The organism is Bradyrhizobium stylosanthis (genome assembly GCF_001641335.1).
GTDB lineage: Bacteria > Pseudomonadota > Alphaproteobacteria > Rhizobiales > Xanthobacteraceae > Bradyrhizobium > Bradyrhizobium stylosanthis.
Genome location: NZ_LVEM01000001.1, coordinates 429285 through 454844, shown reverse-complemented (window position 1 = coordinate 454844; position 25560 = coordinate 429285). Strand labels below are relative to the sequence as shown.

Here is a 25560-nt window from a genome sequence, read left to right as displayed (position 1 = left end):
GGCTCCCCATGCGCAACACCGCGATGAACATGGTCCACAAGCTCGCCGCGCGCGACGAGCGTGTGCTCTACATCGGCTCCGATCCCGGCGCCGGCACCTTGCGCAACATGAGCAAGGAGTTTCCGAAGCGCCACCTGATTGAGGGCATTTCGGAAGCGCACATCATCGGCATGTCGGCCGGCCTCGCGATGGAAGGTTTTGTTCCTTACGTGAACACCATCGCGACCTTCCTCACCCGGCGCTGCTACGAGCAGGTGGCCGTGGATCTGTGCCTGCACAATCTGCCGGTGCGGCTGATCGCCAATGGCGGCGGCCTCGTTTATGCGCCGCTCGGCCCCACCCACCAGGCGATCGAGGACATCGCCATCATGCGGGCGCTGCCCAACATGACGGTGATCTGCCCGTGCGATGCCGACGAAGCGGCGCGCATGATGGAGCAGACGCTGGACTGGAAGGGCCCGATCTATATCCGGCTCGGCAAGGGCGGCGATGCCGTCGTCTCCAAGGCCGAGCACGGCTTCGAGATCGGCAAGGCCATCCTGATGCGGCCGCCCGGCGACGTCGTGATGGTCACCACCGGCATCATGCTCCAGCGCGCCCTCGCTGCGGCCGACCTGCTGGCCGCGCAAGGCATCCGTGCCGGCATCCTGCACATGCATACGGTCAAGCCGCTCGACACCGAGGCGCTGCTGCAGGCGGTGCGCGCGACGCGCCTCCTGGTGACGCTCGAGGAGCACGTCCCTTCCGGTGGGCTCGGCAGTGCGGTCGCCGAAACGCTGATCGACAAGCTCGGCTCCGGCCTGCCCGCGATGCTTCGGCTGTCGCTGCCGGACCGCTTCATGCACAATTACGGCTCGCAGGACTCGCTGCTGAAGAAGCACGGGCTCTCCGCCAACGCCATTGCGACCTCGATCGAGCACGCGCTCGCGGCGTCGCGCACCGCCTCTCCTCAACTCCATTCCACCTGACGGGCCCCATGTACGACGTTCGATATTCCTACCTGCTCGAGCAATTCTCCGATCCCGCCCCGATCCTCGCCGAGATCGGCCGACTGGTCGCGACCGGTGATTTCACCCTTGGCAAGCCCGTCGCCGAATTCGAGAAGCGTTTCGCCGAGCTGATCGGCGTGCGTCACGCCATCGGCGTCGGATCAGGCACCGATGCGCTCAAGCTGCCGCTCAAGGCGCTTGGCATCGGCCATGGCGACGAGGTCATCACCGCCGCCAACACCTTCATCGCCACCGTCGGCGCGATCGCGGAGACCGGGGCGACGCCCGTGCTGGTCGACTGCGACGACTCCTTCTGCATGAATGTCGACCAGGTCGAGGCCGCCATCACCAAGAAGACCAAGGCGATCATGCCGGTACAGTTGACCGGCGAGGTCACCGACATGGGCAAGCTGATGCCGATCGCCCAGCGCCACAACCTTCCCGTCGTCGAGGACGCCTGCCAGGGCATTCTGTCGGAGTTCGCCGGCAAGCGCTCCGGCACCCACGGCATCGCGGCCGGCTTCTCGCTGCATCCGCTCAAGAACCTCAACGTCTGGGGCGATGCCGGCGTCGTCGTCACCAACGACGACGGCATGAACGAGAAGCTCCGCCTGATCCGCAACCACGGCATGAAGAATCGCGACGAGATCTCGATCCTCGGCTGCAATTCGCGGCTCGATTCACTGCAGGCCGTCGTCGGCAACTGGCTGATCGGCCAGACCGGCGAGATCACGCGGCGCCGGATCGAGAACGCGGCCTATTACGATGCGGGCCTCGCCGGCCTGCCGGGCCTGCGCGTTCCGACGCGCCGTCCCAACGTGAAGCACGTCTATCACCTCTACATGGTGTTCGCCGAGCGTCGCGACGAGCTCTACAAGTACTGCCTGGACAACGGCATCGAGGCCAAGATCCACTACCCGATCCCGCTGTATCAGCAGGAAGGCCTCAAGCATCTCGGTTACGCGCCGGGCACTTTCCCGGTCACCGATCGCCACGCCAAGGAAGTCATCAGCTTCCCCGTCGACCAGCACCTGACGCGCGCGCAGCAGGATCGCGTCATCGAGACCGTCAGGAAGTTCTGCCATGGACGCTGACACCGGCCGCCGCCGCATCGGGTACGTCAATCTTCCCGCACAATTCGAGGAAGAGCGCACCGAGATCATGCAGGCGGTCGAGGGCGTGTTCTCCCGCGGCGACTTCATCGGCGGTGCCGCGGTCGGCAAGCTCGAGGAAGAGCTGTCCGCCTATCTCGGCTCGCCGCACGTCGTGACGCTGAACTCAGGCACCGACGCGCTGATCCTCGCTTTGCGCGCGCTCGATATCGGTCCCGGCGACGAGGTCATCACCCCGCCGAATTCGTTCGTGGCATCGACCGCCGCGATCATCGCGGTCGGCGCGACGCCGGTGTTTGCCGACGTGCTGCCGGACCAGAACATCGATCCCGCCGCAGTCGAGGCCGCAATTACCCCGCGCACCAAGGCGATCATGCCGGTGCACCTGACCGGCCGCATGGCCGACATGAACCCGCTGATGGCGCTCGCGAGCAAGCACGCCCTCGCCGTGATCGAGGACAGCGCCCAGGCCGTCGGCTCGACCTATGACGGGCGCATGAGCGGCACCATGGGAACATTCGGCTGCTTCTCCGCGCATCCCCTGAAGAATCTCAATGCCGCGGGCGATGCCGGCTTCCTCGTCACCGCCGATGCCGAGATGGCCGCGCGCATTCGCCGCCTGCGCAATCATGGCCTGATCAACCGCAGCGACGTCCAGGAATGGGGCCTCGTGTCGCGGCTCGACACGCTGCAGGCCGACGTGCTGCGCATTCGCCTGCGCAATCTGCCCTCGGTGATCGAGCGCCGGCGGCGCAACGCCGCGCAATATCGCGCCGAGCTCGCAGGGCTCCCGCTGTTCATTCCGCCCTGCCGCAACATCGAGTTCAACACCTTCCACACCTTCGTCGTGCAGACCGATCGTCGCAACGACTTCCAGAAATATCTTGCCGACAAGGGCGTCGAGACCGCGATCCACTATCCGGTCCCGATCCACCTCCAGCCGGCCGCCGCGCATCTCGGTCACGGGCGCGGCGCGTTTCCGGTCACCGAACGGCAGGCGGACCAGATCCTCACGCTTCCCATCAACCAGTTCCTCTCGGCCGCCGACATCAGCTATATCTGCGCGACCGCGCGGGAGTACTTCGCATGACGGATACGGACTTCCTCCAGGCCGATGAGCAGGCGCTGGCGCAGCGCTTCATCGACAACGGCTTCGTCACCACGCCGGCCGACGACCGCGCCGGGCTCGACCGGATCCAGCGGCGCGCCGCTGAACTCGCCGCCGACTATCTGAAGCTGCCGCACAGCAACGATCCCTATGCGATGCTCGACGGCATCCATACCCGCGTGAGCGTCGACGATCTCAACGGCCTGCGACTGCACGTCTTCAATGGCCTCAACGCCGAGCCGTGGTTCCGACCGACCTATTTCCGCCTCGCTCGCTCGACGATCGAAACCATCGTCGGCAACGAGCTCTGCATGCAGCGCCGCGTCAACCTCAGCATCCAGATGCCCGGCGACGATTCCTCGCTGCTCGCCACCCATTCCGACGTTTGGTCGGGCGACTCGCCGTTCGAGGTCGTGGTGTGGGTGCCGCTGGTGGACGTCCACCGCACCAAGGCGATGTATCTGCTGCCGCCGTCGCTGAACGGCGACATGCAGGACAAGATGGCCGACTTGCGCAGCGCCGAGGAGCTGTACAAGACGATCAAGCCGCACGCGACCTTCATCGAGATTCCCTACGGTCACGTGATGCTGTTCAACCAGACCCTGATGCACGGCAATCGCGTCAACGAGGAGCCCGGCACGCGCTGGAGCATGAACTGCCGGTTCAAGAGCATCATGTCGCCCTACGCGGACAAGCGCTTCGGCGAGTTCTTCGAGCCGATCCTGCTGCGTCCGGCGACGCGCGTCGGCATGCAATACAAGCTGCCGGGAGGCTTCCATGGCTGAGCAAGCCGGCCATCGCGGCTATATCGGCGCCCGGCCGCTGAACGGCAGCCGCACCCCGCAGCACGTCCAGAACATCGTGATCCGCGACTATGCGCGGCGCAAGAACCTGCAATATCTGCTCAGCGCCGTCGAGCACATCATGCCGGGCAGCTACATGGTGCTCGAGGACATCCTTGACGAATTGCCCCGCCTGAATGGCCTGATCCTCTACAGCATCTTCATGCTGCCGCCCGACGAGGCACGGCGACGGGAGATCTACGACCGCGTGCTGCGCGAGGGCTGCGACCTGCACGCCGCTGTCGAGGAAATCACGCTGTCCTCGCAGAAGGACATCCAGGCCGTCGAGGACATCCTGCTCGTCAACAAATACGCGACCATCCTGTGACGATACCGCACTCCGGTTAACGACCATGGCCGAGGTCAACCTGCTCCAGCCGATGCACGCTTCGACCAAGCGGAACTATGTTCAGCGCGTGGTCGAGCATGACAAGGCGGAGTCGGCGACCGTTGCGCGGCAATGGGGACGCGACTACTGGGACGGCGACCGGCGCTACGGCTATGGCGGCTATCGCTATGACGGACGGTGGCGCCCGCTCGCCCAGACCCTGATCGACCGCTATGGCATCAAGCCCGGCATGAGCGTGCTCGATGTCGGCTGCGGCAAAGGGTATTTGCTCTACGAGTTCACCCAGCTCGTGCCTGATCTCACCATCGCCGGCATCGACATCTCCGACTACGGCATCGCCAACGCCAAGGAGGAGGTGCGGCCGCAGCTGAAGGTCGGCAGCGCCGTCGAGCTCCCCTACCCCGACCACAGCTTCGATCTCGTGGTGTCGCTCGGCGTGTTGCACAACCTTCCGCTCGAGGATGTCTTCCGCGCGGTGGGCGAGATCGAGCGCGTCGGACGCGGCACCTCGAAATACCTGATGGTGGAATCGTTCCGCACCGAGCGCGAGAAAGCGAACCTCCTCTACTGGCAGCTCACCTGCCTGAGCTTCCACGGCCCGCGGACATGGGCCTGGATCTATGACAAATGCGGCTATCGGGGCGACCATGGGTTCATCTTCTTCGAATGAGACGGCGGGTTCGCGCACGGCCACTTCGCTCCGTGCGCAGAATCCGGAAGTCTACTATTCCGACGACGCCATCGTCACCGCGGACGATGCCACGATCGGCGAGCTGAAGCGGATCGCCGCCGGCAACCCGCGCCTGCGCAGCCGCCTGTGCACGCATCCCGATCCCTCCTCCGGCCTGCACGAGATGCTCATCGTGCATCACCGCGAGGCCTATGTCCGGCCCCACAAGCATCTCGGCAAACCTGAATCGTTTCACGTGATCGAGGGCACCGCGCAGGTGGTGATCTTCGAGGATGGCGGCAGCATTCGCGATGTGCTCGAGATGGCGCCCTACGGCCAGGGCAAGCGCTGCTATTATCGCATGCCGGAAAAGGTCTTCCACTCGATCCTGATCACCTCGGAATGGCTGGTGTTTCACGAAACCACCGCCGGCCCGTTCGATCCGGCCCGCACGGCCTTTCCCGACTGGGCGCCCGATGGCAGCGACGCTGCCGCGGTCCAGGACTACGTGGCGAGGATGGGTGCGCTTGCCGCCGGGCATCTGACCGGGCGAGGCTTTGAATAGGATACGATCGACGCTGCGGATATGCTGTTCGCGCGCGTGGCCTTTAGCGACGACGGGACCGTGCGCTCTGTGTAGTGGGCGCAAAACTTGCTCGGCATCGCGTATGCGCACCGCCCCCCCGGACACGCGAGACCAGGAAGCAACCTTCGGGACCGCGAGATTGCTCGATGAACGCTGGGGTGGTAGAATACAATCCAAGTAGTTGCGTTGAGGGCAATTGGGGACGGGGCGTGATTTCAGAAAGCGTGAGATTTTTTGCCTCCGTTGGGGCGGTTTCCTTCTGTATTTTGATTGTTGAAGGCCACGGGGCCTCCTAGTGCAATACACGAAGGAATACTCGGTCGCCGCCAGAGCAGTTGTGGCCAGCCTCCTTGGCTGTGCCGTCGCCTACGTGGCGTTGCTGCTGTTGAAGAATCACCTTCCGGCGTTTCAATGGAATTTCGACGACGGCTTTGATCTGTCCGCTGCGCAGAAAAACTGCGACGTGTGCAAGAAAGCGTTCTACGGAGCCTTCTTCCTCTCCGCACCGATTGCGGCCGCGGCCGCACTGTATGTGACTCGCCAATCGTCAGGCTCGCTCACACTGAGCACGATCACGGCGGCCCTGGTCTACCTTGCACTCTACGCCGCCAACGATTACGGCAGCTTCAGATACGCGTTGATCCTTCTGACGATGGCCGCTGTCACGGTCGGAATCAATCGAGGGGCCAATAACTATTTCCCTCCCGTAAAAGCCTCTACCAATTTTCCCTTCACGGTGAGAATGGTCGATTTGCTTGCGGTCGCATTTCTCGTCCTGTTGCTGATACCCTCCGATCTCGAACGTGTGACATCGGTCGTGAGGGACGAGTCGCACAAGGTTAGCTATTTCATCGGGCCTGCGCTCTACAATTACGCGCATGGCCTCGTCCCAGGATTGGACTACCATTCGCACTATGGTCCGGCACTCGGCTGGTTCTTTCATCTCATCATGGGGAGTGGCTGGAAGTCGGCTGCTATGCGAGCAGTCGGACTCAACATCGCGATCACGCTGGCGACATATATCCAGGCCTACTTTCTCCTGACCTATCTCATCAGGTCGAGGCTCGCCGCGATAGGAGTCGTCACAGCCCTCGCAGTGCTGGCCTTCTCCACTGCCAATCATTTCTACTCGCCGTCCGCCTATCCTACGCGATTTCCTCTGTTGATCGTCTTTGCTCTGGCGATCGGTCTCCACTGCTCTGCGCCCAGGCGGCCCGCATGGCTCATCGTGTCAGCAATCATGTGCGCCGTCTCTCTGCTCTGGCAGACCGAGATCGGACTGTTCTTCCTCCTGACCGGCGCCTTCGTCGCCGCGGTCGCGGGAGGCTTTCCAGACTATCGCAACGCGCTCTTGTTCATTGTCACCTCGATTGCGACCGCACTATTGCTGTGCCTGCTGCTGTTCGGCTCGAGAGTCCTTTCCCTGACGTTTCTGATCGAATGCTTCCGCCCGCTCGTGCTCTACGGCACGGGGTGGGGTAGTACGCCGATCAAATGGGCTCTGAGTTGGAGTATTCTCTACAATCTGCCGCTCCAGATCGTCGGATGCATTACCATCGGCTGGGCTTCAATACGGCTGTCACGGGCGTCCGATTCCAAGCGCGACCTGTTCGTGACCGGCGTTCTGCTGACGCTCTCGATGATCGGCATCGCGCTGATGATCAAATGGGTCAACAGAACCCTCGATGCCGTCTGGCATCAGAACGCGCTTCCGCTGGTCATCGTCGCGGCCTGGTGGATTCGTCAATTTTCGGCTGCATGGCAACCGAGGTTCCGGAATGCTGCCGGTGCTTCGGTGGCCGTCGCAACCGTGCTCGCGCTGCTGTTCGTGCAAGATAGAAATAATCCACACCTCTACGGCCTGCGATCGTACGCAAATTATCCCAGCCTTCTGACGTGGCCATTCGTATCGCCCTCTCCCGGCACTTGGCAGGAGGATTTTGGCCGGATCACCGAGACCGAAACCAAGTTCATCCAGGACAACACCAAGCCCGACGAACGGGTTCTGGTCATTGCCATGATGGATTGGGCGTATCTGGCGCAGGCCCATCGGGCCCCGGAAGCCTATTTCATGCCGCTCCTCGTGTCCTTTGATGCGCAGTTCATGAATCGCTCGATGAGCGCCGCGAACAAGCTCTTTTACGATAACATCGTCGAGCGGCGGCCAGAGTCTCCCCGCGTCCGCGAAGCCATGGAACGAATCAAGCAAGATTTCGTGCCCGTGGAGACCAAGGGTAATTTGACACTCTACGAAAGGCGGCATTGACCAACGTCGCGCCGACAAAACCGCAAGTAAGGAGCCGTATCTACCTCCCGTCGATGGACGGCGACACGTCTTGCAAGACCTACCGACGACTGCTACCTGCTTCGACAGGGAACGCGTCGGCCGAAGGACTGCTCCGTGCGCCCCGGATTGGATGTATCCGGGACCGTCTCATTGCCTGCCGGGCCGGTTTCATCAAGAATCGTCTCGTCAGACCTGTCCAAATGCGAGAATAGCCGTGACCGATCATTGCCGCCTCTGCCATTCGACCGACCTGCGACCGGTCATCGACCTCGGAATGATGCCGATTGCGCATCGGCTTCGACACAGCCGGAACGAGCAGGACGAACGGTATCCGTTCGAGGTGCTCGCGTGCGGCGAGTGCGGCCTGCCGCAGATCGTCAAGCCGATCGATCCCGATATTCTGTACCGGCAGTTCAACTACAATTTCAGCAGCTGGAAGCCCGAGCCGCACCAGGTCGACGAGCTCGACACCATCGCGAAATTCTCGAAGCATCAATCCGTGTTCGAGATCGGCTGCAACGACGGCCTGTTCATGGACAAGCTTCGCGAGCGCGGCACCAAGGTCATGGTCGGCGTCGAGCCGAATCCGGTGTCGGGCAAGATCGCCCGCGAGCGCGGCATCAAGGTCTATGCCGACATGCTCAGCCCGGAGATGGCCCACGACGCGGTCGCTCAGTCCGGCAAGTTCGACCTCGTCGTCTCGCGCCAGGTGCTCGAGCACATCGTCGATTTCGAGAACTTCTTCGCCTGCGTGAAGATCGCGCTGAAGGACGACGGGCTGCTGTTCATCGACGTGCCCGATTTCGCACCCGGCTCGACGGCAGGCGATCTCTCGGTGCTCTGGGAGGAGCACGTCAGCTACTTCACCGAGCCGACGCTGGTCGCGCTGCTCGCGCGCCATGGCTTCGAAACGGTGTCCGTGAAGAAATACAATTTCAGCGGCGGCAGTCTCGCGATCGCCGCCCGCCGTGCCGCGGGCCCGGTGACGGCGCCGCCCGCGCCGGCCGGCGTCGGTGAGAAATTCGGTCAGCGCGCCAGGGAGTACGGCGCCCGCCTGCGGCCGATCCTCGCCAAGGCTCGCGCCAATGGCACCGAGATCGCCATCTACGGCGCGGGCTGCCGCGCCTGCACCTTCACCAATGCGCACGAACTGGCGGACCTCGTCGACGTCTCGGTCGACGACCAGAAAGAGCGTCAGGGACTGTTCCTGCCCGGCACCGGCATCCCGATCCGCTCGCCCGACGACTTCGCCGCCAAGTCGGATCCGCTCGTCTGCCTGCTCGCCGTGAACCAGGAGAACGAGGCCAAGGTGAGCAGCCGGCTGCGCGAGAACGTGAAGCGGCCGCTGCATATCGTTTCCATCTTCGCGCCCTCCGACATCTGGAGCGAGCTCGACAAGCTCGAGGCGGCGCTTGGGACGCGGCATGGCTGAGGACAAGCTCTTCAACTACTACGAACGTCAGGACGTCCTGCCGACGTTCGGGAACTTCAAATCGGCCGCCGAACTCGATGCATACGCCAGCCAGCGGCGCGAGCTGTTTTCGGACAAGCTCGTGCTGCCGCCGCGGCTGTTCCGCGACGCGGAGGTTCTCGAGTTCGGCCCCGATTCCGGCGAGAACGCGCTGGTGTTTGCCGGCTGGGGCGCAAACATGACGTTGGCCGAGCCGAACCGGCACGCGCATCCGAAAATCGAGGCCTACTTCGCGCATTTCGGCCTGACCGGGCGCCTGCGGGAACTCGTACTGGCCGACGTCGAGGGATTTCGCAGCGAGCGCCGCTTCGACATCATCGATGCCGAGGGCTTTATCTACACGGTGCAGCCGACCGAAAACTGGCTCGGCATCTTCCATCGGCTGCTCAACCCGGACGGCTACGCCGTCGTGTCCTATTACGAACGCTATGGCGGCTTCTTCGAGCTCGCGCTCAAGGCCATCCATGCTGCCGGCAAGGCGTTGACGGGGCGCCCGGCGCTCGAAACGGCGAAGCTGCTGTTTGAGCCGAAGTGGAACAGCATTCCGCATACCCGCAGCTTCGAATCCTGGCTGATGGACGTGCTGGAAAATCCGTTCGTGCGCCACCGCTACTTCCTCGACGCGACCGCCCTGTGCAGCGCGGCGCACGGCCTGGGATTCGCCATCCATTCGGCGTGGCCCTCCTATCGCGACGGCCTCGAGGTCTACTGGCACAAGAAAGTCCTGTCGGCCGATGATAAGTTGCGGCGCACGACGCGCCATCTCGGCCGCAGCCGCCTGAGCTTCCTCGGCGGGCGCAAGCTCTATCTGGCCGGCGGGATCGACGCGGTCGAGGCGATCTCGGCATCGATCGAGGCGCTGGTTCTCGACGTCGACGCTATGATCGACGACCCCTTCGGCGCCAGCCTGCCCCGCGTGGTCGCGAGCCTCGCCTCGTTGCGCGAGGCGGTCCGAACGACCGACATCCTCGCCGATGATGCTGCCGACATCGAAGCCATCGTAGCAACGCTCGACAGCTTCCATCGCATCTTCGGCGCGATTGGACGACGCGACGCCTCGGCGATCGCTGCCCTCACCCAGTCGGATCCTGCGTTCATCAACACCTGGGGCCAGCCGGCGCATTTCCTCGTTGTCCGGAAGCGCTCCGAGGGAGCGTAACCAGTGAAGCCAGGGATTGGCATCATCGGGACGGGCATGGTCGGCCAGATGTGCCACCTCGCCAATTTCGCCGCCAATCCCGCCTGCCGCGTCGTTGCGATCGCGGACCTGCGGCCGGACCTCGCCGCCGCGGCTGCACAGAAATTCGGCGTCCCACGGATCTACGCCACGCATCGGGAGCTGCTCGCTGACGGCGAGGTCTCCGCGGTCGTCGTCGTGACCAAGCGCCGTGCCACCGGCCCGATCGTGCTCGACGCGCTGAACAGCGGCCGCCACGTGCTGTCGGAGAAGCCGATGGCTTATACGACGCTTCAGGCCGCATCGCTGGCCGACGCCGCGCGGCGGCGGAGCCTCGTCTACAGCATCGGCTACATGAAGCGACACGACGCCGGCGTGGCGCGCGCGCTGGCCGAACTGAAGCGCTTGCGCAGCGACGGCTCCCTCGGACGCGTCGTCGGAGCCAGAGGCTGGTGCTTCGGCGGCGACACCGGGCGATCGCACGACAATTTCGTCATGACCGGCGAAACGCGGCCGGACGGGCTCGAGCTCTGGCAGGATGGTCCCGACTGGATGCCGGGCGCGTTGCGGCCCGGCTACGACAATTTTCTGAACGTGTTCAGCCATATCATCAATCTTTCGCGCTACGCGCTCGGATCATCACCGACGGTCGCCGCCAGCAGCGTCGAGACCTCCGGCGCTGCGACCGTGACGCTCGACTTCGCGGGAATTGCCTGCGCGCTGCAGCTCGTGAACGGCTCCGAAGGCACCTGGCGCGAGGGGCTGAGGATTGAGTTCGAACGCGGCGCAGTGACCATCGAGCTGCCCCCGCCTTTTGCCGAGCAGGAGGCGGAGGTCATCATCGACCAGGGCGGACAAATCGCGCGCTTGGCGGGCGAAGGCAGCTGGGCGTTTCGGCGTCAGGCCAATGCATTCGTCGCCGACATCGTCGGACGAGGGACACCGGTTGCGTCAGGCGAAGATTCGGTGACCGACATCGCGCTTGCCGAAGCGATCTGGAAGCCGAAGGTCAGCGGCTAGGCGCCGCATCCGTTTTCGAGCGATCGACCGGCAATATTCCCGCGATCGGGCCCGGCTTGATGGTGACGTCCGCAAGTTGCTGCAGGAGCTGTGATACGTCGCAGCGCGACAGCAGCCGGCATCCGTAATATTTGCGCACCAGAGCCAGGTTCGGCACAGCGCCCGGCCCCGGCTGGAACGAGATCGTCGCCTGCGGCCCCGACGGATCGATATGAGTGAACGCGCTTCCCGGCGACGTCCGCGCCACTTCCATTTCCTGGAGGATGGTCGGCCGCTCGGCACGCAGCGCAAATCCGAAGAAAGGCTGATTTCCCCAAGCCAGGCGAAGCATGCCGGTGACCTCGGCGAGGCCGAACGGCACGTGCCGCGACGGATAGTCGACAAAACCGTCGTCGAGCGCAAAGACCGTTGCTGCCGGCTGTGGCCGGGCCGCCAGATTGCTAGCGAGCGCTTCCAGCTTGAGAGTCCTCGCCTGCATGAAGATGTAGGTGTTCCATAGCAGGCCGATCGACAGCACCGATCCAAGTCCGAGCACGACCACGAGGGCTGTCTTCGAGCCGATCAAGTGTTGGCCCCATCGCTTGAGACCAAGGATGATCAGCGCCGACGGCAGCCCGAACATCAGCAGATGACGGCTCTCGTAAAAGTGCAGGCTGGAGGGCCGCAACCCGGCGACCAGATAGGGAAACGACAGGGCCAGGAACAAGACGACGGCGAGCAGGAACGGCGCGGCAACCGCATACTTCGCAGAGGTCGCGTCCTTGGCAGCGGTCGGCTCCGGCTCGGAGCGCAGCAGGAACAGGGCTGCACCGACGAGGAGCGCGGCGACGACGAACAACGCGGGTGCCTCGATCGCCAGCTTGAGCGCACTGGTCACGAGATCCCAATAGCTCGTGACGAAAAACGCCTTCCAGCCGTTCACCAGCTCGCCGGGCGTCGGGAAATGGGCGCCATAGTGCTGCGCGTACACGCCGATCCGCTTGAACCAGATATTGAGCGCGCCCCAATAGACCAGAGGGAGCACGACCAGCTCCGGATAGCCGAGGGCGCATCGCCAGCCCGCGCGCCAGGTGCGACGAACGAAGCCGTGTGCCGCCTCGCCGCTCCGCCATGTCGCAACGAACAGACCAAGCATCGCGAAGGCATAAAGCACGATCGTCGAGTTGAGCGCGAAGCTCAGGATGAACACGAGCGCAGTGGCGACGCGAAGCAGCACACGCTGCAGCCCCTGCGCGCCGAAGGCGAGCGTCAGCAGCCACGTTCCGACGAACAGGAGACCGAAGCTGAACACGTAGACCGCATTCGCCTTGCCCGCCCAGAGCTGATAGCCGGGATAGGTCCAGACGATCAGCGCGAAGCAGACCGCTTCGGCGCGGTCGAGCAGGTCGAGCCGCGTTGCCGTCAGCACCAAGCAGGTCGCGCCGAGAAAAATCCCGGCAAGCGCCATCGACACCATCACGGCAACAGGCGCGCCGGTCCAGTTCGCGAACCTGTCGTAACTGTAGAAGATCGGGTGGCCGGCACCGGTGAGGAGGAAATCGATGTCGATGACGAAATCCGGACGCGGCTTGAGCACCCACCAGTCGTCCATGAACAGCCCGTCGTTCAGCAGCATCGGTGCGTGCGCTGCCAGCAGAGCCAGGAGGAGGATGGCTATCGGGCGCAGCAGTGAGGATTTGCCCGGACGGGATGGGGAGGTCATCGGCGCAGATTTGGCACGCCCGCCGGGGCGCCGCAAGAGAGCGATGCCGGCCTCCCTTGACCGTAAAAATGCGACCTCCTATAGGGTTTCCACCCTCGCCGGGCCGCAGAGGCAACCGGGACGATTTGCCGAAATGAACATGCTACCAGGCCCCGCGCAGATCGCTGCGATCTGTCTCAGTGCCGCGCTTCCGCTGCTGTTGATTTGCTACGCGCGGATCATTCGCGGATCCGGCCGTCGTTTCCGGCTGGGCTGCCTGAGCGTGATCATCCTGTTCGTGGTCGCCTGCATCGCACTCCCGGGTCAGCGGCATCTTGACGACGTGGTCGGCGGAGCCTTCCTGCTGGCGACGGCCATCATGTTTTTCTACGTCCTGTTCAGCCTGCTGGCCTGGGGCTTCACGCTGACGCTACTCACGTCGCTGGTCCAGGCCGGACGTCCCCTCACCTCGGAGCAATGGGCCGCAGCCTACATGCAAGGCGGAGACCTCGGCACCTTCACGCACAACCGCCTGAAGCTCCTGATCGGCTCGGGCATGGTGATGACGACCGACGGACGGCTCGCCCCGACGGCGAAGGGGCTGGCGGTTGCGCGTCTCGTCAAGCTTGTTCGTCTGTCGACGGGTCTTGGGTAGGCGCCATGTCTTTCGTCATCGGACTCATCGGCGTCGTCATCTTCGCACTGCTCGCACCGGCCTTGCAGCTCATCGCGCGCGCTCGCGCCTGGCCGCTGGCGCCCGTGACGCTGATCGCGATCGCCGCGGTCGTCTCGCATGCTCTCGGCGTGATCCTCGGCGCGCTCCTCCTCGCGCAGTTCCACTACTGGGACGCGGCATCGATTTTCGGATTTTTCGTCATGGCGTATGTTTTCGCCTTTGGCGCGGTGTACAAATCGGTTTCGCTGGACATCCTCCTCGGTCTCGTCAACCGGCCTGAACAGAGCGCACCGCTCTCCGTGATCGTCGAGCAGCAGGTTCCACGTCTGTTCCAGGGGCGAATTGACGTCCTCGTCGACGGGGGCCTGGTGAAGCCCGAAAACTCGCATTTTTCCCCTACAGCGGCAGGCCGGAGCATGGCCGGCCGGGTCGGACGGCTGCGCCACGTCTTTGGTATCGGCGACACCGGTCTCTACGATTTCGCCGATTAGTTGCGCGAAATACACACTTCCCCAGTTCCGGGACCCAGACCTGCACGCCCGGCGTTGTTCGCCCGGCCCAGATGACCTAAAGTTCTATCGGGGTTCCACCAGTACAGAGTGGCCGGAAACGGGGCAGCATCCGATGACACCTTCGAGGGCGGCAAGACGGCTTACGATCGTCATTCCTGCGCTGAACGAGCAGGACAAGATCGCCGATACCATCGATGGTGTGCTGCCGCTCGCACGCGAACTGCTGGACGATTTCGAGATCTTCCTGATCAACGACGGCAGCACCGATGCCACCGGCGCGATCATGGACGAGTTCGCGGCCAGCGAGCCGCGCATCATCGTGCATCACAACGCGGAGCGCCGGGGCGTCGGCGCCGGCTTTGAATATGCCCTGTCGCGCGCCAAGTTCGATGCCATCACCCTGATCCCCGGCGATCACGCCTTCCAGAACGAAGGCATTGCCAGGATGTTCAAGGCGGCGGGCGCAGCCGACCTCGTCATCACCTACCGCGACAACCAGTCGGACCGATCCGTCAACCGCTCGATCCAGTCGCATGCGCTGCGCTTCATCCTGAACTGCCTGTTCGGCTTCTGGTTGTCCGACTATCACAGCATGATCATCTACCCCGTGAAATGGCTGCGCCAGATCGCGGTGAACGTCGACGGCTACGGCTACCAGATCGGCTCCCTGATCTCGCTGCTCCAGCTCGGTCTCACCCACGTCCAGGTGCCCGTGAGCCTGAACGCGGAGCTGAAGGGATCGTCGCGCGCACTGCGCATGCGCACCTATCTGCAGCTCGCCCAGACCATCGTCGCGTTGGTGTTCCGCAAGCCGATCCGCAACATCGACATCAGCCAGATCTCCACGCAGGCAGGCCGGACCGCGGCGCTCTGAGCGGCAGTCGAAGGCCTCGATCGGGACTATCCGGTCGGGGCGGCGTCCGGTTTGGGATTTGACATGCGGGACTTACGTCCCGCCCTGCCAGCCTTCAATCTAAACCATTGATTTTGCTGGCAGGAGTGGCAGGGCTCGAACCTGCGACCCCCGGTTTTGGAGACCGGTGCTCTACCAATTGAGCTACACTCCTACGGACCCGGCGTTGCCGCGGATCAGGGCCGCTTTCAAGCACATAGGGCGACCGCTTTGCAAGGGAGAAGCGCGCCAAGGACGCTTGTTCACACCGCGACTTCTGGGCGACAGTTCGGTCCGAACGACAATAACAACCCGGGAGCCCTCATGAACGCCCAAGCCGCCCTCAATCCCGCCTCCGCAGCCCAGACGCCGCCTTTGCCGGAGGCCCGCCCCGAGACGCTGGGCCTGTCGCGCGCCCGCCTCCAGGCCATGTCGGACGCGTTCAGGCGAGAGATCGACAAGGGAACCGTTCCCGGGCTCACCGTGCTGGTGGCGCGCCGCGGCCAGGTCGGCTGGTTCGAGGCCCTCGGCAAGCAGAGCCCGGCCGGGCCGGCGCCGATGGCGCGCGATTCGATCTTCCGGATCTTCTCGATGACCAAGCCGATCGTCTCGGTTGGCATCATGGCGCTGGTGGAGGACGGCCATCTCCTGCTGGCCGATCCCGTCGCCAAGTTCATTCCGGAGTTCGCCGACCAGAAGGTCGGCGTGGTCAGCGGCGGCAAGCTGGAGCTGGTTCCGCCGAAGCGGCCGATGACGGTGCAGGACCTGCTCCGCCACACCTCCGGCCTCACCTACGAGCACCAGGGCGACGGGCCCGTGCACAAGCTCTACCAGGAGTCCCGCGTCCGCAGCCGCAAGATCACCAATGCCGAGCACGCGGCGCTGGTGGCGAGCTTCCCGCTGGTCTGCCAGCCCGGCGACGAGTTCAACTACAGCCGCTCCACCGACATCCTCGGCCGCATCATCGAGGTCGTCAGCGGCAAGTCGCTCGGCGCGTTCCTGACCGAACGCATCCTCGCCCCGCTGCAGATGGCCGAGACCGGCTTCTCCACCTCCGAGGCCAATGCCCACAGGCTTGCCGAACCCTTTGCGGCCGATCCCTGGACCGGCGACAAGGTCGCGCTGTTCAACATGCTCGAGCAGCCCGTGATGGAGTCCGGCGGCGGCGGGCTGGTTTCGACCACGATGGACTACGCCCGCTTCGCGCTGATGCTGCGCAACGGCGGCACGCTCGACGGCAACAGGATCATCGGCCGCAAGACGCTGGAGCTGATGGCATCCGATCATCTCGGGCCCGACGTCAAAACCAACGGCACGCTGCTGTCGCCCGGCCACGGCTTCGGCCTCGGCTTCGCGGTGCGCCGCGACGCCGGCATCGCGCCCTTCCCCGGCAGCGTCGGCAATTATTTCTGGAGCGGGATTGCCGGCACGTTCTTCTGGATCGACCCGAAGGAGGATCTGTTCGCGGTGTTCATGAGCCAGGGGCCGGGACAGCGCGATTTTACGCGCACGCTGGTGCGGGATCTCGTGTACGCGGCGGTGGATTGAGGTCTCGTGCCCCGGACGCGACGCAGCGCGCAGCGGTGCGTCGCAGAGCCAGGGCCCATGTCTCTGCGACCTCGGTCTTGGCCTTCAGGGTCCCGGCTCTGCGGAGCGGCACTGCGTGCCGCACCGCGTCCGGGACACGAGAGATCAACTGATCGTCGCGCCGCCGTCGATCACCATGGTCTGGCCGGTCATGAAGTCGCCGGCCTTCGAGCCCAGGAACACGGCCGCACCCGCGATCTCGTCGGGAATGCCGATGCGCAGCAGCGGCGAGCGCGAGGTCGAGGCCTTCAGGTTCTCCGGATTGTCCCACAGCGCTTTCGCGAAATCGGTCTTGATCAGGCCGGGCGCGATGCAGTTCACGCGAATGTTGTGCTTGCCGTATTCGCAGGCGAGGTTGCGCGCGAGCTGCATGTCGGCGGCCTTCGAGATCGCGTAGGCGCCGAGGATGGTCGAGCCTTTGAGGCCGCCGATCGAGGACACGATGATGACCGAGCCGTCCTTGCGCTCGATCATCTGCGGCACCACCATCGAGATCAGCCAGTTGTTGGCGACGATGTTGTTGTCGAGGATCTTCCTGAACTGATCATCGGAGATGCCGGCGAGCGGGCCGTAATACGGGTTGGACGCGGCATTGCAAACCAGCACGTCGATCCTGCCGAAGGCGCGGTTGCTCTCGTCGACGAGGTTCTGCAGATTCTCCTTCGAGGAGATGTTGGCGGCGATCGCGACCGCGGTACCCTTGCCGAACTTTGCGTTGATCCCCTTGGCCACCTCTTCGCAGACGTCGGCCTTGCGCGAGGAGATCACGACCTTGGCGCCGTGCTCGGCCATGCGCTCGGCGATCGCGAGCCCGATGCCGCGCGTCGATCCCGTGATGACGGCGACTTTCCCCTTCATGTCGAACAAGGTCATGTTTCTCTCCCAGATTTTGATTGTCGTTTTCACTTCGGGATTCCGGGTCCGGTCCTGCGGACCGTCCCGGAATGACAGCTTAACTCACGCGAGCTTCTTGACTTCCGGTCCCGCCAATTGATGCATCTCCGCGTGCGCGTCATCGGCGATCCACGGCTGCTGATTGACCATCGGCAACCGCCACACCGAGCGTCCGGGACTTGAAAAATAGTCGAGCCGCGTGATCGAGACATTGTCGATGTCGAACGACAGCGCCCTCTCCACCTGGCCTTCAAGCGCGAGGCCGATCGCTGCCTTGATGGTGCCGCCATGCGCGACCGCGATGATGTCCTGACCGCCCGCCTCGCTGTTGATCCGTTCGATGGTGCGGCGCGTGCGGTTGTAGAGGTCCATGAAGCTTTCGCCGCCGGGCGCGGGCTCGTTGATGTCGGCGAACCAGCTCGAGCCCACGGGACGGCTCGCGATGAACTGGGCGCGATTCATGCCCTGCCATTTTCCGAGATTCTGCTCGGCGAGATCGGCTTCCCACGGCATCGATGCGGGCTTCGGGTAGCCCGCCGCCCAGATCGCTTCCGCGGTCTGGTGCGTGCGCATCAGATTGCTCGAATACCAGACCGCCTTGCGTGGCAGCACCTTGGCAACAGCGTTGAAGACGTAGGTGTCGCTGGTGTCGCAGGGCAGATCGCTCTGCCCGTAGATGTTGCCGCCGTCGTTGCGCACCGGCGCGTGACGGACCCACCACCACCGTGTCGTGACCACATTGGGCTTGTCTTCGGCTGCCATCGAAACCCTTCCATCCCGTCTGATGTCGCTGTACGTGAGTAGGCAACGTGTCTCAAGACACTTTACCGTTTGAAATCTTGTTTGAAATTCCGTCGCGCGGCAAGCGTCGTGCGAGGCACCACAGGGAGAAACGCATGGGCCGTCTGCAAGGCAAATCCGTCATCATCACCGGCGCCGGCAGCGGCATCGGTCGTGCGGCCGCGCTGCTGTTCACCAGGGAAGGCGCAAAGCTGATCGCGGTCGATCGCACCGAAGCGGTGAAGGAGACCGTCGATGAGATCAAGAAGGCCGGCGGTGTCGCGGACGCGATGGTTGCGGACGCCGGCTCCGAAAAGGACGTGATCGCCGTCATCGACAAGGCGGTGAAGACGCATGGCCGGCTCGACGTGATCTGGGCCAATGCCGGTGTCTCCGGCGGGCTGGTCCCGCTCGGCGAGCAGACCGTGGAGCAGTGGCAGGAGGTGTTGCGCGTCAACCTGATCGGGCCGTTCCTCGCGGTGAAGCATGCGATGCCGCACATGGTGAAGCAGCAGTCCGGCGCGATCGTGCTGACCGCCTCCGTCGCGGGCCTCAAGGCCGGCGCCAGCGGGCATCCCTATGCCGCGAGCAAAGCCGGTGTGATCAGCCTGGTGCAGACCACCGCCTATTCGCTCACCGGCACCGGCGTGCGCATCAACGCGGTATGCCCGGGCCTGATCGAGACAGGCATGACCAAGCCGATCTTCGACCGCGCCAAGGAGCGCGGCACCCAGGACAAGATCGGCCAGCTCAATCCGCTCAAGCGCCCCGGCCAGCCGCACGAGCTCGCGGCGATGGGACTGTTCCTGGCCAGCGACGAAGCCTCGTATGTGAATGGCCAGGCGTTCCCGGTGGACGGCGGCCTGACGGCGTCGATGCCGTATACGGGCAAGCCGGTGTAGCACGGGTCTCGTGTCCCGGACGCGGTGCGGCACGCAGTGCCGCTCCGCCGAGCCGGGACCCAGCAGGCCCCGGGCACAGCGCAACATGGGCCCCGGCTCTGCAGCGCACCGTCGAAGCGACGCCGCGCTGCGTCCGGGGCACGAGAGCGGGACTGTGGCGCGCAACTGCATCGTCATTGCGAGCGTACCGAAGCAATCCAGAATCCTTTCGCGGAGACAGTCTGGATTGCTTCGTCGCTTCGCTCCTCGCAATGACGAAGTGTAAGGCAACAGCTCGTAGGATGGGTAGAGCGCAGCGAAACCCATCGACGTTTCCCGTTCGCGGAAGCATGATGGGTTTCGCAAGCGCTCTACCCATCCTACGTCTCCCAGACACAGCTTCGCATCCTCGCGGCTCATTCGCCCGAGCTTTGCTTCCGTCGCCTCACCCCCGATTGAAAGAGGGCGCAGGGAAGACCGGGTGCCGGCCGGGCACCCACGGTCCACTGTGCGGTAGGTGGCAGCAAGAATTTGCACAGCGGCATACAGGTGAAGCCCAACACACGGCCTTCCCTGCGCAGTGGTGTTACGGCTTATGTCGTGCTCTCCCCGGGGAGCGATGCACTATTGCCCCCGTCGTCCCGCGAGATGGCTGATGCACGTGCCCGGTCGGGCCGCCACACCACCGCTGGGACTTGACGCACAGACCCCGGGCGTCAGGACCACACGATTTTGCCGTACGCTGATGGCACCGGTCGTATGCGCGTGGTCCTTGCTCACGGTCTCCCGCCCTGCAAGGCCGTTCGCGCCAACGCCATCCGCGTCCACCGCCGTCCGGCCCGCGTTCGTGACGATCGCGATACGCCCCTCTTCCTTGGGCCGGGTTGCGGCGATCGATACGCTGTTTCCGAATTTCGGTAAAGTGGAATATTTTCGACCGCGCCGGTTGACCGATCGCGGGGGTGTTTTGCCCGTCGGGCAACGCAAGGTCTTGTAGCCCGAGGACCCCCGTAGCCCGGATGGAGCGCAGCGTAATCCGGGAATCCATCCATGCGGTACCAAGGCCCCGGATTGCGCTGCGCTCCATGCGGGCTACAGGCCCGTGTTGATTTGCCCATTTGACGCGCACATTGGTATGGTTCGTGCAAGCGCTTCTGCTTCTGTTCCCACGACAAGAAATGACAATGCCGAACCCTATCTTCCCAAGTTCACGACCCGATCGCATCCGCCACCTTCTCGCCGATCTGGTCGGCTTCGACACCATCAGCGATCGCACCAACCTGCCCCTGATCGCCCATATCGAGAGCTATCTCGCCTTCCTCGGCCTCAAGGGCGAGCGCATCGTCGACGAGACCGGGGAGAAGGCTGCGCTCTGGGTGACGATCGGGCCGGAGGACCGGCCGGGCTTCGTGCTGTCGGGCCACACCGACGTCGTGCCCGTGGTCGGGCAGGACTGGAGCCACGATCCGTTCAAGCTGATCGAGCGCGACGGCAAGCTGTTTGGCCGCGGCACCACCGACATGAAGGGTTTTGTGGCGGTGTGCCTTGCCATGGTGCCGGAGATGCTGGAGGCGAAGCTGACGATGCCTATTCACCTCGCGATCTCCTATGACGAGGAGATCGGCTGCGTCGGCGTGCGGCCGATGCTGCGCGAAGTCGCCAAGAAGAAGATCAGGCCGCTCGGCGCCTTCATCGGCGAGCCGACCCAGATGCAGGTCATCATCGGCCACAAGGGCAAGCATGGCGTGCGCGCGACGTTCCATGGGCTCGCCCGCCACTCCTCGATCGCGCCTGAGGGCGTCAACGCGATCGAATATGCGGCGGAGCTGATCGTCGAGATCCGCCGCCGTGCCGAGAAGCTTGCCGCGACGCGCTCGTCCGACAGCCTCTACGACGTGCCGCATTCGACGCTGCTCACCAGCATCGTGCATGGCGGCGCCGCACTGAACATCGTGCCCGATACCTGCACGGTGGACTTCGAATGCCGCGGCATCGGCATCACCGAGTCGCGCGAGGTGACGGACGCGATCGTGGCCTGGGCCAGGGCGGAGCTCGAGCCGGCGATGAAGGCAAGGAATCCCGCGTGCGGCATCGATTTCGAGGAGATTCTCGACTACCCCGCGCTCGACACCGCCGCCGACGCGGCGATCGTCACGCTGGCCAAGAGCCTCGCGGGCCGCAACGACCACGCCAAGGTCGCCTTCGGCACCGAAGCGAGCTTGTTCACCAGCATCGCCGATATCCCCTCGGTGGTGATCGGACCGGGCGCGATCGCGCAGGCGCATACGCCGGACGAGTTCGTGGAGATGGCGGAGCTGGAGAAATGCGCGGGGTTCGTCGAGAAGCTGATCGCGCATTGCGCGAAGACGGCGGCGTAGGTGCCGTAGGGTGGGCAAAGCGAAGCGTGCCCACCAGATTCGTTTACGGAGACAGGTGGTGGGCACAGCGCTCCGCGCTTTTGCCCACCCTACGAGACTCAGCGAAGCGACTTGCTTCGCTTCGCTCGCAATGACAGCGAGTACGGAGCAGCAGCGAAGCTCAAAAGAAAAAAAGCGCGGCCATCAGCCGCGCCCTTGTCGTTCTTACACCGCGCCCGCCTTCTGCGCGTATTCCCATGATGCCTTCGACAACGGGACGGTGCGCTTGGCGGACTCCAGCGCCTTGGCATTGGCGGCGGTGCCGTCGCGGACGCGGCCGGCGATGCCCTGGGTGATGCCGGCGAGGCGGAACAAATTGTAGGCGAAGTACCAGTTGAGGTCCGGCACCGTCATCTTGGTGACGTTGCAATAGATCTGCGCGGCCTCTTCCACGCTCGGGATGTTGAGCGCCTTGAGGTCGGCGCCCTGCAGGCCCGGCATGATCCACTGCATCAAGAGATAGGTGAAGTCGGCCATGGGATCGCCGAGCGTCGACAGCTCCCAGTCCAGCACGGCCTGCACGCGCGGTTCCGTCGCGTGGAAAATCATGTTGTCGAGGCGATAGTCGCCGTGGACGATCGAGACGCGCGCCTGCTCCGGCACGGTCTTGGGCAGCCATTCGGCGACCTTCTCGAACTCCGGGATGTGCTGAGTCTCGGACGCCCGGTACTGCTTGGTCCAGCGATCGATCTGGCGCGCAAAGTAATTGCCGGGCTTGCCGAAATCGCCGAGCCCGATCGCAACGGGATCGAACATGTGCAGCTTGGCCAGCGTCTCGATCTTGCTGGTGAAGATCTTGCGGCGCGCGTCGGGATCCTGGCTCGGCAGCGTCGGATCCCAGAACACGCGGCCCTCCTCCATCGACATGATGTAGAAGGCAGCGCCGATGACGCTGTCGTCCTGGCACAGCGCATAGGCGTGCGCGACCGGAAAGCCCTGCTTTCCGAGGGCCGCGATGACGCGATACTCGCGATCGACCGCGTGCGCCGAGGGCAGCAATTTGCCGAACGGCTTGCGGCGCATCACGTAGGAACGCTTCGGCGTGTTGAGGCGATAAGTCGGATTGGACTGGCCGCCCTTGAACTGCAGCACGACCAGCGGGCCTTCAAAACCCTCGACGTTCTCGTGCATCCATGCCTCGAGGCGAAGCTCGTCGAAACGATGCCGCTCCTCGACCGGCTTGGTGCCGGAGAACTCTTCGTCTTTCCTGACGCCGTCAGCCACGGTGACGCTCCCTCTTCAGTCCCGACCATTTCAGGTCCGGCACGATCCTAATGGGTAACCGCTGACGCACTTGCGTCAAGCGGTTGCCCATGCCGGTCATGCCCTGTCTGCAAGCCGGGAGCACCGGGCGGCGCTCCCTCTCGTGACTTGCTCAGTGACGCGGAGAGTTTGCATACTTCCGAAGTTCAAGTCTGGCAATGGCGCGGTTATGCACCTCGTCCGGACCGTCGGCGAGACGGAGCGTGCGGATGTGGGCGTAGTCCTTGGCAAGGCCCGCCTCGTCCGAGACGCCGGCGCCGCCGAAGGCCTGGATGGCCTGGTCGATGATCTTCAGCGCCATGTTGGGACCGGCGACCTTGATCATGGCGATCTCGAGCTGCGCGGTCTTGTTGCCGACCTTGTCCATCATGTCGGCGGCCTTGAGGCACAGCAGGCGGTTCATCTCGATGTCGGTGCGGGCTTCGCCGATGCGCTGCTCCCACACGCTGTGCTCGATGATCTTCTTGCCAAACGCGGTACGCGAGGAGAGCCGCTTCACCATCTTCTCCAGCGCCTCCTCGGCCTTGCCGATGGTGCGCATGCAGTGATGGATGCGGCCGGGGCCGAGGCGGCCCTGCGCGATCTCGAAGCCGCGGCCCTCCCCGAGCAGGATGTTCTCCTTCGGCACCCGCACGTTCTCGAGCAGCACCTGGGCGTGGCCATGCGGCGCGTCGTCGAAGCCGAACACCGGCAGCATCTTCTCGACCTTGATGCCGGGCGTGTCGAGCGGAACCAGGATCTGCGATTGTTGCTGATGCTTGGCGAGCGACGGATCGGTCTTGCCCATCAGGATCGCGATCTTGCAGCGGGGATCGCCGACGCCGGACGACCACCATTTGCGGCCGTTGATGACGTAGTGATCGCCGTCCTTCTCGATCCGGGTCTCGATGTTGGTGGCATCCGACGAGGCGACCGCCGGTTCCGTCATCAGGAAGGCCGAGCGGATCTCGCCGTCCATCAGCGGACGCAGCCATTTGCGCTTCTGCTCCTTGGAGCCGTAGCGGATGAACACTTCCATGTTGCCGGTGTCGGGCGCCGAGCAGTTGAACACTTCGGAGGCCCAGGTGACGCGGCCCATCTCCTCGGACAGCAGCGCGTATTCGAGATTGGTCAATCCCGCGCCGCGGAATTCATCATCCTCATGCTCGTTCGGCGGCATGAACATGTTCCAGAGGCCTTCGGCCTTCGCCTTCTTCTTGAGATCCTCGAGCACCGGGATGACCTTCCAGCGCTCGCCGGTGCGATCCTGCTCGTCATAGACGGGCACCGCCGGGCGCACGTGCTTGGCCATGAAGGACCGCACGCGGTCGAGCCATTCCTTCTGCTTGGGGGACAGATCGAAATCCATGGGACGCTCCTCGTTTCTCTCTCGCTTTGTCGTTTTGCGCCGGACTGTCCTCCCGCCGCGCGCGACCCGCAAGCGCGAATGCGCTGCTTGCGAGCACCAGCGGAACCGGTCGCAGTTGCGAACGAGTCCCGATTGCGGATTGACTTTTCCCGGCCTTCAAACGATAGTTTCATACAACTGTTTGAATTGCAACTCCCTCGCTTCCGACGTCATTCCGGGGCAGCCCGCAGGGCTGAACCCGGAATCTCGAGGTCGTGGCGCGAGATTCCGGGTTCGACGCTCACGCGTCGCTCCGGAATGACGGGACAAGGGCCATGGCCAGCGATCATACGAGGTCTGCCATTCTCGCCGCCGCCGAGCGGCTCTATGCCGATCGCGGCTTCGGCGACGTGACGCTGCGCGACATCGTCGCGGAGGCCGGCGTCAACCTCGCGGCGGTGAATTATCATTTCGGCTCGAAGGACGAGCTGATCGCGGAATTGTTCGTCACCCGCTCGATCGCCACCAACCGCGAGCGCCTGCGGGAGCTGAAGGCGGCTGAGGAAGACGGCGGCGGCCGCGCGCCGATCGAGGTGATTTTGCGCGCGCTGGTGGGGCCAACGCTACGCGGCTGCCTCGGCCCGGAAAACCAGCGCTCCACCGCGGCGCGCTTCATGATCCGCGCCTCGATCGAATCCGTGCCGCCGATCCGACGCATCAAGAACCGCGAGATCGACCATTTGCGCAAATTCGCCGGCGCGATGCGACGGTCCCTGCCCGACCGCAGCGACGTCGATATCTATTGGGGCCTCAACTTCGCGCTCGCCATGGCGCACCACACCATCCGCGAGAGCGAGCGGCTGACAAAGCTGTCGGAAGGCAAATGCGACCTCGACGACGTCGAGGACGTGGTCGCCCGCGTCGTCAGCGTGGCGACGATGGCGCTGACGGCGGGCAAGGCCGAGGCGAAGGCGCCGGCGCGCGCGCTGGCGCGAGATGCGCGCTGACGAATAAGCCCAAGTGAACCGAGCGCTCGCCT

23 protein-coding genes and 1 tRNA gene are annotated in these 25560 nt (G+C 64.2%); 18 read left to right on the top strand and 6 right to left on the bottom strand.

The genetic code is table 11. The features are described 5' to 3' along the window. Window positions 1-8: 8 nt before the first annotated feature. The 11 genes from A7X65_RS02260 to A7X65_RS02210 all read left to right on the top strand — a co-directional run bounded on the left by A7X65_RS02260 (window position 9) and on the right by A7X65_RS02210 (window position 11611). Window positions 9-968 (top strand): transketolase family protein, encoded by a 960-nt coding sequence (locus A7X65_RS02260; RefSeq protein ID WP_063682732.1) that lies wholly within the window; start codon window positions 9-11, stop codon window positions 966-968. Window positions 969-976: 8 nt separating this feature from the next. Continuing rightward, entirely contained in the window at window positions 977-2083 is a 1107-nt protein-coding gene (locus A7X65_RS02255) for a DegT/DnrJ/EryC1/StrS family aminotransferase (RefSeq protein ID WP_063682731.1), read from the top strand. Continuing rightward, the gene (locus A7X65_RS02250; protein WP_063682730.1) at window positions 2073-3191 is read left to right on the top strand and encodes a DegT/DnrJ/EryC1/StrS family aminotransferase; all 1119 of its coding nucleotides are present in this window, start codon (window positions 2073-2075) and stop codon (window positions 3189-3191) included. The genes A7X65_RS02255 and A7X65_RS02250 overlap by 11 nt, the downstream gene beginning before the upstream one ends. Beyond that, a complete protein-coding gene (locus tag A7X65_RS02245) occupies window positions 3188-3994 on the top strand; it encodes a sporadic carbohydrate cluster 2OG-Fe(II) oxygenase (protein WP_063682729.1) in 807 nt (268 codons plus the stop codon). Before A7X65_RS02250 ends, A7X65_RS02245 begins: the two co-directional genes overlap by 4 nt. Next, window positions 3987-4379, top strand: coding sequence for an LIC12192 family sporadic carbohydrate cluster protein (locus tag A7X65_RS02240; RefSeq protein WP_063682728.1), 393 nt, complete (start codon window positions 3987-3989; stop codon window positions 4377-4379). Before A7X65_RS02245 ends, A7X65_RS02240 begins: the two co-directional genes overlap by 8 nt. 25 nt (window positions 4380-4404) lie before the next feature. After that, on the top strand, window positions 4405-5070 hold the full coding sequence (locus tag A7X65_RS02235) for a class I SAM-dependent methyltransferase (RefSeq protein WP_063682727.1): 666 nt from the start codon (window positions 4405-4407) through the stop codon (window positions 5068-5070). Continuing rightward, entirely contained in the window at window positions 5048-5635 is a 588-nt protein-coding gene (locus tag A7X65_RS02230; protein ID WP_063682726.1) for a WbuC family cupin fold metalloprotein, read from the top strand. Before A7X65_RS02235 ends, A7X65_RS02230 begins: the two co-directional genes overlap by 23 nt. A 316-nt stretch (window positions 5636-5951) precedes the next feature. Next, entirely contained in the window at window positions 5952-7922 is a 1971-nt protein-coding gene (locus tag A7X65_RS02225; RefSeq protein WP_156527595.1) for a hypothetical protein, read from the top strand. A 235-nt stretch (window positions 7923-8157) separates the two neighbouring features. Next, window positions 8158-9375 (top strand): class I SAM-dependent methyltransferase, encoded by a 1218-nt coding sequence (locus A7X65_RS02220; RefSeq protein WP_063682724.1) that lies wholly within the window; start codon window positions 8158-8160, stop codon window positions 9373-9375. Then, entirely contained in the window at window positions 9368-10573 is a 1206-nt protein-coding gene (locus tag A7X65_RS02215) for a class I SAM-dependent methyltransferase (RefSeq protein ID WP_063682723.1), read from the top strand. The genes A7X65_RS02220 and A7X65_RS02215 overlap by 8 nt, the downstream gene beginning before the upstream one ends. A gap of 3 nt (window positions 10574-10576) precedes the next feature. Continuing rightward, window positions 10577-11611, top strand: coding sequence for a Gfo/Idh/MocA family protein (locus A7X65_RS02210; RefSeq protein ID WP_063682722.1), 1035 nt, complete (start codon window positions 10577-10579; stop codon window positions 11609-11611). Here A7X65_RS02210 and A7X65_RS02205 read toward each other — a convergent pair. Beyond that, complete coding sequence (locus A7X65_RS02205) at window positions 11601-13226, bottom strand: hypothetical protein (protein ID WP_245323213.1); 1626 nt, start codon at window positions 13224-13226, stop codon at window positions 11601-11603. The two genes, A7X65_RS02210 and A7X65_RS02205, sit on opposite strands and share 11 nt — an antisense overlap. 220 nt (window positions 13227-13446) lie before the next feature. On the opposite strand from A7X65_RS02205, the gene A7X65_RS02200 reads away from it, so the two are divergent. The 3 genes from A7X65_RS02200 (at window position 13447) to A7X65_RS02190 (ending at window position 15354) form a co-directional block, all read left to right on the top strand. Further along, a complete protein-coding gene (locus A7X65_RS02200; protein WP_063682720.1) occupies window positions 13447-13947 on the top strand; it encodes a hypothetical protein in 501 nt (166 codons plus the stop codon). Window positions 13948-13952: 5 nt separating this feature from the next. Beyond that, entirely contained in the window at window positions 13953-14459 is a 507-nt protein-coding gene (locus A7X65_RS02195) for a hypothetical protein (protein ID WP_063682719.1), read from the top strand. A gap of 133 nt (window positions 14460-14592) precedes the next feature. Further along, window positions 14593-15354, top strand: a complete 762-nt coding sequence (locus A7X65_RS02190; protein WP_063682718.1) for a glycosyltransferase family 2 protein — start codon at window positions 14593-14595, stop codon at window positions 15352-15354. A 117-nt stretch (window positions 15355-15471) separates the two neighbouring features. On the opposite strand, the gene A7X65_RS02185 is transcribed toward A7X65_RS02190, so the two are convergent. Next, window positions 15472-15547: transfer RNA gene (locus A7X65_RS02185), tRNA-Trp, on the bottom strand. A 149-nt stretch (window positions 15548-15696) separates the two neighbouring features. Between A7X65_RS02185 and A7X65_RS02180 the strand changes: the two genes are divergently transcribed. After that, a complete protein-coding gene (locus A7X65_RS02180; protein ID WP_063682717.1) occupies window positions 15697-16920 on the top strand; it encodes a serine hydrolase domain-containing protein in 1224 nt (407 codons plus the stop codon). 144 nt (window positions 16921-17064) lie between these two features. Here the strand turns inward: A7X65_RS02180 and A7X65_RS02175 are convergent, their stop codons facing one another. Together A7X65_RS02175 and A7X65_RS02170 are read right to left on the bottom strand one after the other, a co-directional pair. Next, window positions 17065-17832: an SDR family NAD(P)-dependent oxidoreductase gene (locus A7X65_RS02175; RefSeq protein WP_063682716.1), complete on the bottom strand. Its 768-nt coding sequence runs from the start codon at window positions 17830-17832 to the stop codon at window positions 17065-17067. An 84-nt stretch (window positions 17833-17916) separates the two neighbouring features. Continuing rightward, window positions 17917-18615, bottom strand: a complete 699-nt coding sequence (locus A7X65_RS02170; RefSeq protein WP_063682715.1) for a histidine phosphatase family protein — start codon at window positions 18613-18615, stop codon at window positions 17917-17919. Window positions 18616-18749: 134 nt separating this feature from the next. Here A7X65_RS02170 and A7X65_RS02165 point away from each other — a divergent pair, with 134 nt between their 5' ends. After that, window positions 18750-19535 (top strand): SDR family NAD(P)-dependent oxidoreductase, encoded by a 786-nt coding sequence (locus tag A7X65_RS02165; RefSeq protein ID WP_063682714.1) that lies wholly within the window; start codon window positions 18750-18752, stop codon window positions 19533-19535. Window positions 19536-20698: 1163 nt separating this feature from the next. Further along, window positions 20699-21892 carry an acetylornithine deacetylase gene (gene argE, locus A7X65_RS02160; RefSeq protein ID WP_063682713.1) on the top strand — a complete coding sequence of 398 codons (1194 nt, stop codon included), beginning with the start codon at window positions 20699-20701 and terminating at the stop codon, window positions 21890-21892. 204 nt (window positions 21893-22096) lie between these two features. Here argE and A7X65_RS02155 read toward each other — a convergent pair whose 3' ends face one another. Both A7X65_RS02155 and A7X65_RS02150 read right to left on the bottom strand, forming a co-directional pair. Beyond that, window positions 22097-23155: a phosphotransferase family protein gene (locus A7X65_RS02155; protein WP_063682712.1), complete on the bottom strand. Its 1059-nt coding sequence runs from the start codon at window positions 23153-23155 to the stop codon at window positions 22097-22099. Between the two features lie 151 nt (window positions 23156-23306). Further along, a complete protein-coding gene (locus tag A7X65_RS02150; protein WP_063682711.1) occupies window positions 23307-24542 on the bottom strand; it encodes an acyl-CoA dehydrogenase family protein in 1236 nt (411 codons plus the stop codon). Window positions 24543-24856: 314 nt separating this feature from the next. Between A7X65_RS02150 and A7X65_RS02145 the strand changes: the two genes are divergently transcribed. Beyond that, complete coding sequence (locus tag A7X65_RS02145) at window positions 24857-25528, top strand: TetR/AcrR family transcriptional regulator (RefSeq protein WP_063682710.1); 672 nt, start codon at window positions 24857-24859, stop codon at window positions 25526-25528. Window positions 25529-25560: the final 32 nt, after the last annotated feature.

Excerpts from the sequence above, each read along its gene's own strand:
- A7X65_RS02260 (WP_063682732.1), top strand. The coding sequence starts at position 9 with ATGCGCAACACCGCGATGAACATGGTCCACAAGCTCGCCGCGCGCGAC.
- A7X65_RS02255 (WP_063682731.1), top strand. The coding sequence starts at position 977 with ATGTACGACGTTCGATATTCCTACCTGCTCGAGCAATTCTCCGATCCC.
- A7X65_RS02250 (WP_063682730.1), top strand. The coding sequence starts at position 2,073 with ATGGACGCTGACACCGGCCGCCGCCGCATCGGGTACGTCAATCTTCCC.
- A7X65_RS02245 (WP_063682729.1), top strand. The coding sequence starts at position 3,188 with ATGACGGATACGGACTTCCTCCAGGCCGATGAGCAGGCGCTGGCGCAG.
- A7X65_RS02240 (WP_063682728.1), top strand. The coding sequence starts at position 3,987 with ATGGCTGAGCAAGCCGGCCATCGCGGCTATATCGGCGCCCGGCCGCTG.
- A7X65_RS02235 (WP_063682727.1), top strand. The coding sequence starts at position 4,405 with ATGGCCGAGGTCAACCTGCTCCAGCCGATGCACGCTTCGACCAAGCGG.
- A7X65_RS02230 (WP_063682726.1), top strand. The coding sequence starts at position 5,048 with ATGGGTTCATCTTCTTCGAATGAGACGGCGGGTTCGCGCACGGCCACT.
- A7X65_RS02215 (WP_063682723.1), top strand. The coding sequence starts at position 9,368 with ATGGCTGAGGACAAGCTCTTCAACTACTACGAACGTCAGGACGTCCTG.
- A7X65_RS02205 (WP_245323213.1), bottom strand. The coding sequence starts at position 13,226 with ATGCTGCTGAACGACGGGCTGTTCATGGACGACTGGTGGGTGCTCAAG.
- A7X65_RS02200 (WP_063682720.1), top strand. The coding sequence starts at position 13,447 with ATGAACATGCTACCAGGCCCCGCGCAGATCGCTGCGATCTGTCTCAGT.
- A7X65_RS02195 (WP_063682719.1), top strand. The coding sequence starts at position 13,953 with ATGTCTTTCGTCATCGGACTCATCGGCGTCGTCATCTTCGCACTGCTC.
- A7X65_RS02190 (WP_063682718.1), top strand. The coding sequence starts at position 14,593 with ATGACACCTTCGAGGGCGGCAAGACGGCTTACGATCGTCATTCCTGCG.
- A7X65_RS02180 (WP_063682717.1), top strand. The coding sequence starts at position 15,697 with ATGAACGCCCAAGCCGCCCTCAATCCCGCCTCCGCAGCCCAGACGCCG.
- A7X65_RS02175 (WP_063682716.1), bottom strand. The coding sequence starts at position 17,832 with ATGACCTTGTTCGACATGAAGGGGAAAGTCGCCGTCATCACGGGATCG.
- A7X65_RS02170 (WP_063682715.1), bottom strand. The coding sequence starts at position 18,615 with ATGGCAGCCGAAGACAAGCCCAATGTGGTCACGACACGGTGGTGGTGG.
- A7X65_RS02165 (WP_063682714.1), top strand. The coding sequence starts at position 18,750 with ATGGGCCGTCTGCAAGGCAAATCCGTCATCATCACCGGCGCCGGCAGC.
- argE (WP_063682713.1), top strand. The coding sequence starts at position 20,699 with ATGCCGAACCCTATCTTCCCAAGTTCACGACCCGATCGCATCCGCCAC.
- A7X65_RS02150 (WP_063682711.1), bottom strand. The coding sequence starts at position 24,542 with ATGGATTTCGATCTGTCCCCCAAGCAGAAGGAATGGCTCGACCGCGTG.
- A7X65_RS02145 (WP_063682710.1), top strand. The coding sequence starts at position 24,857 with ATGGCCAGCGATCATACGAGGTCTGCCATTCTCGCCGCCGCCGAGCGG.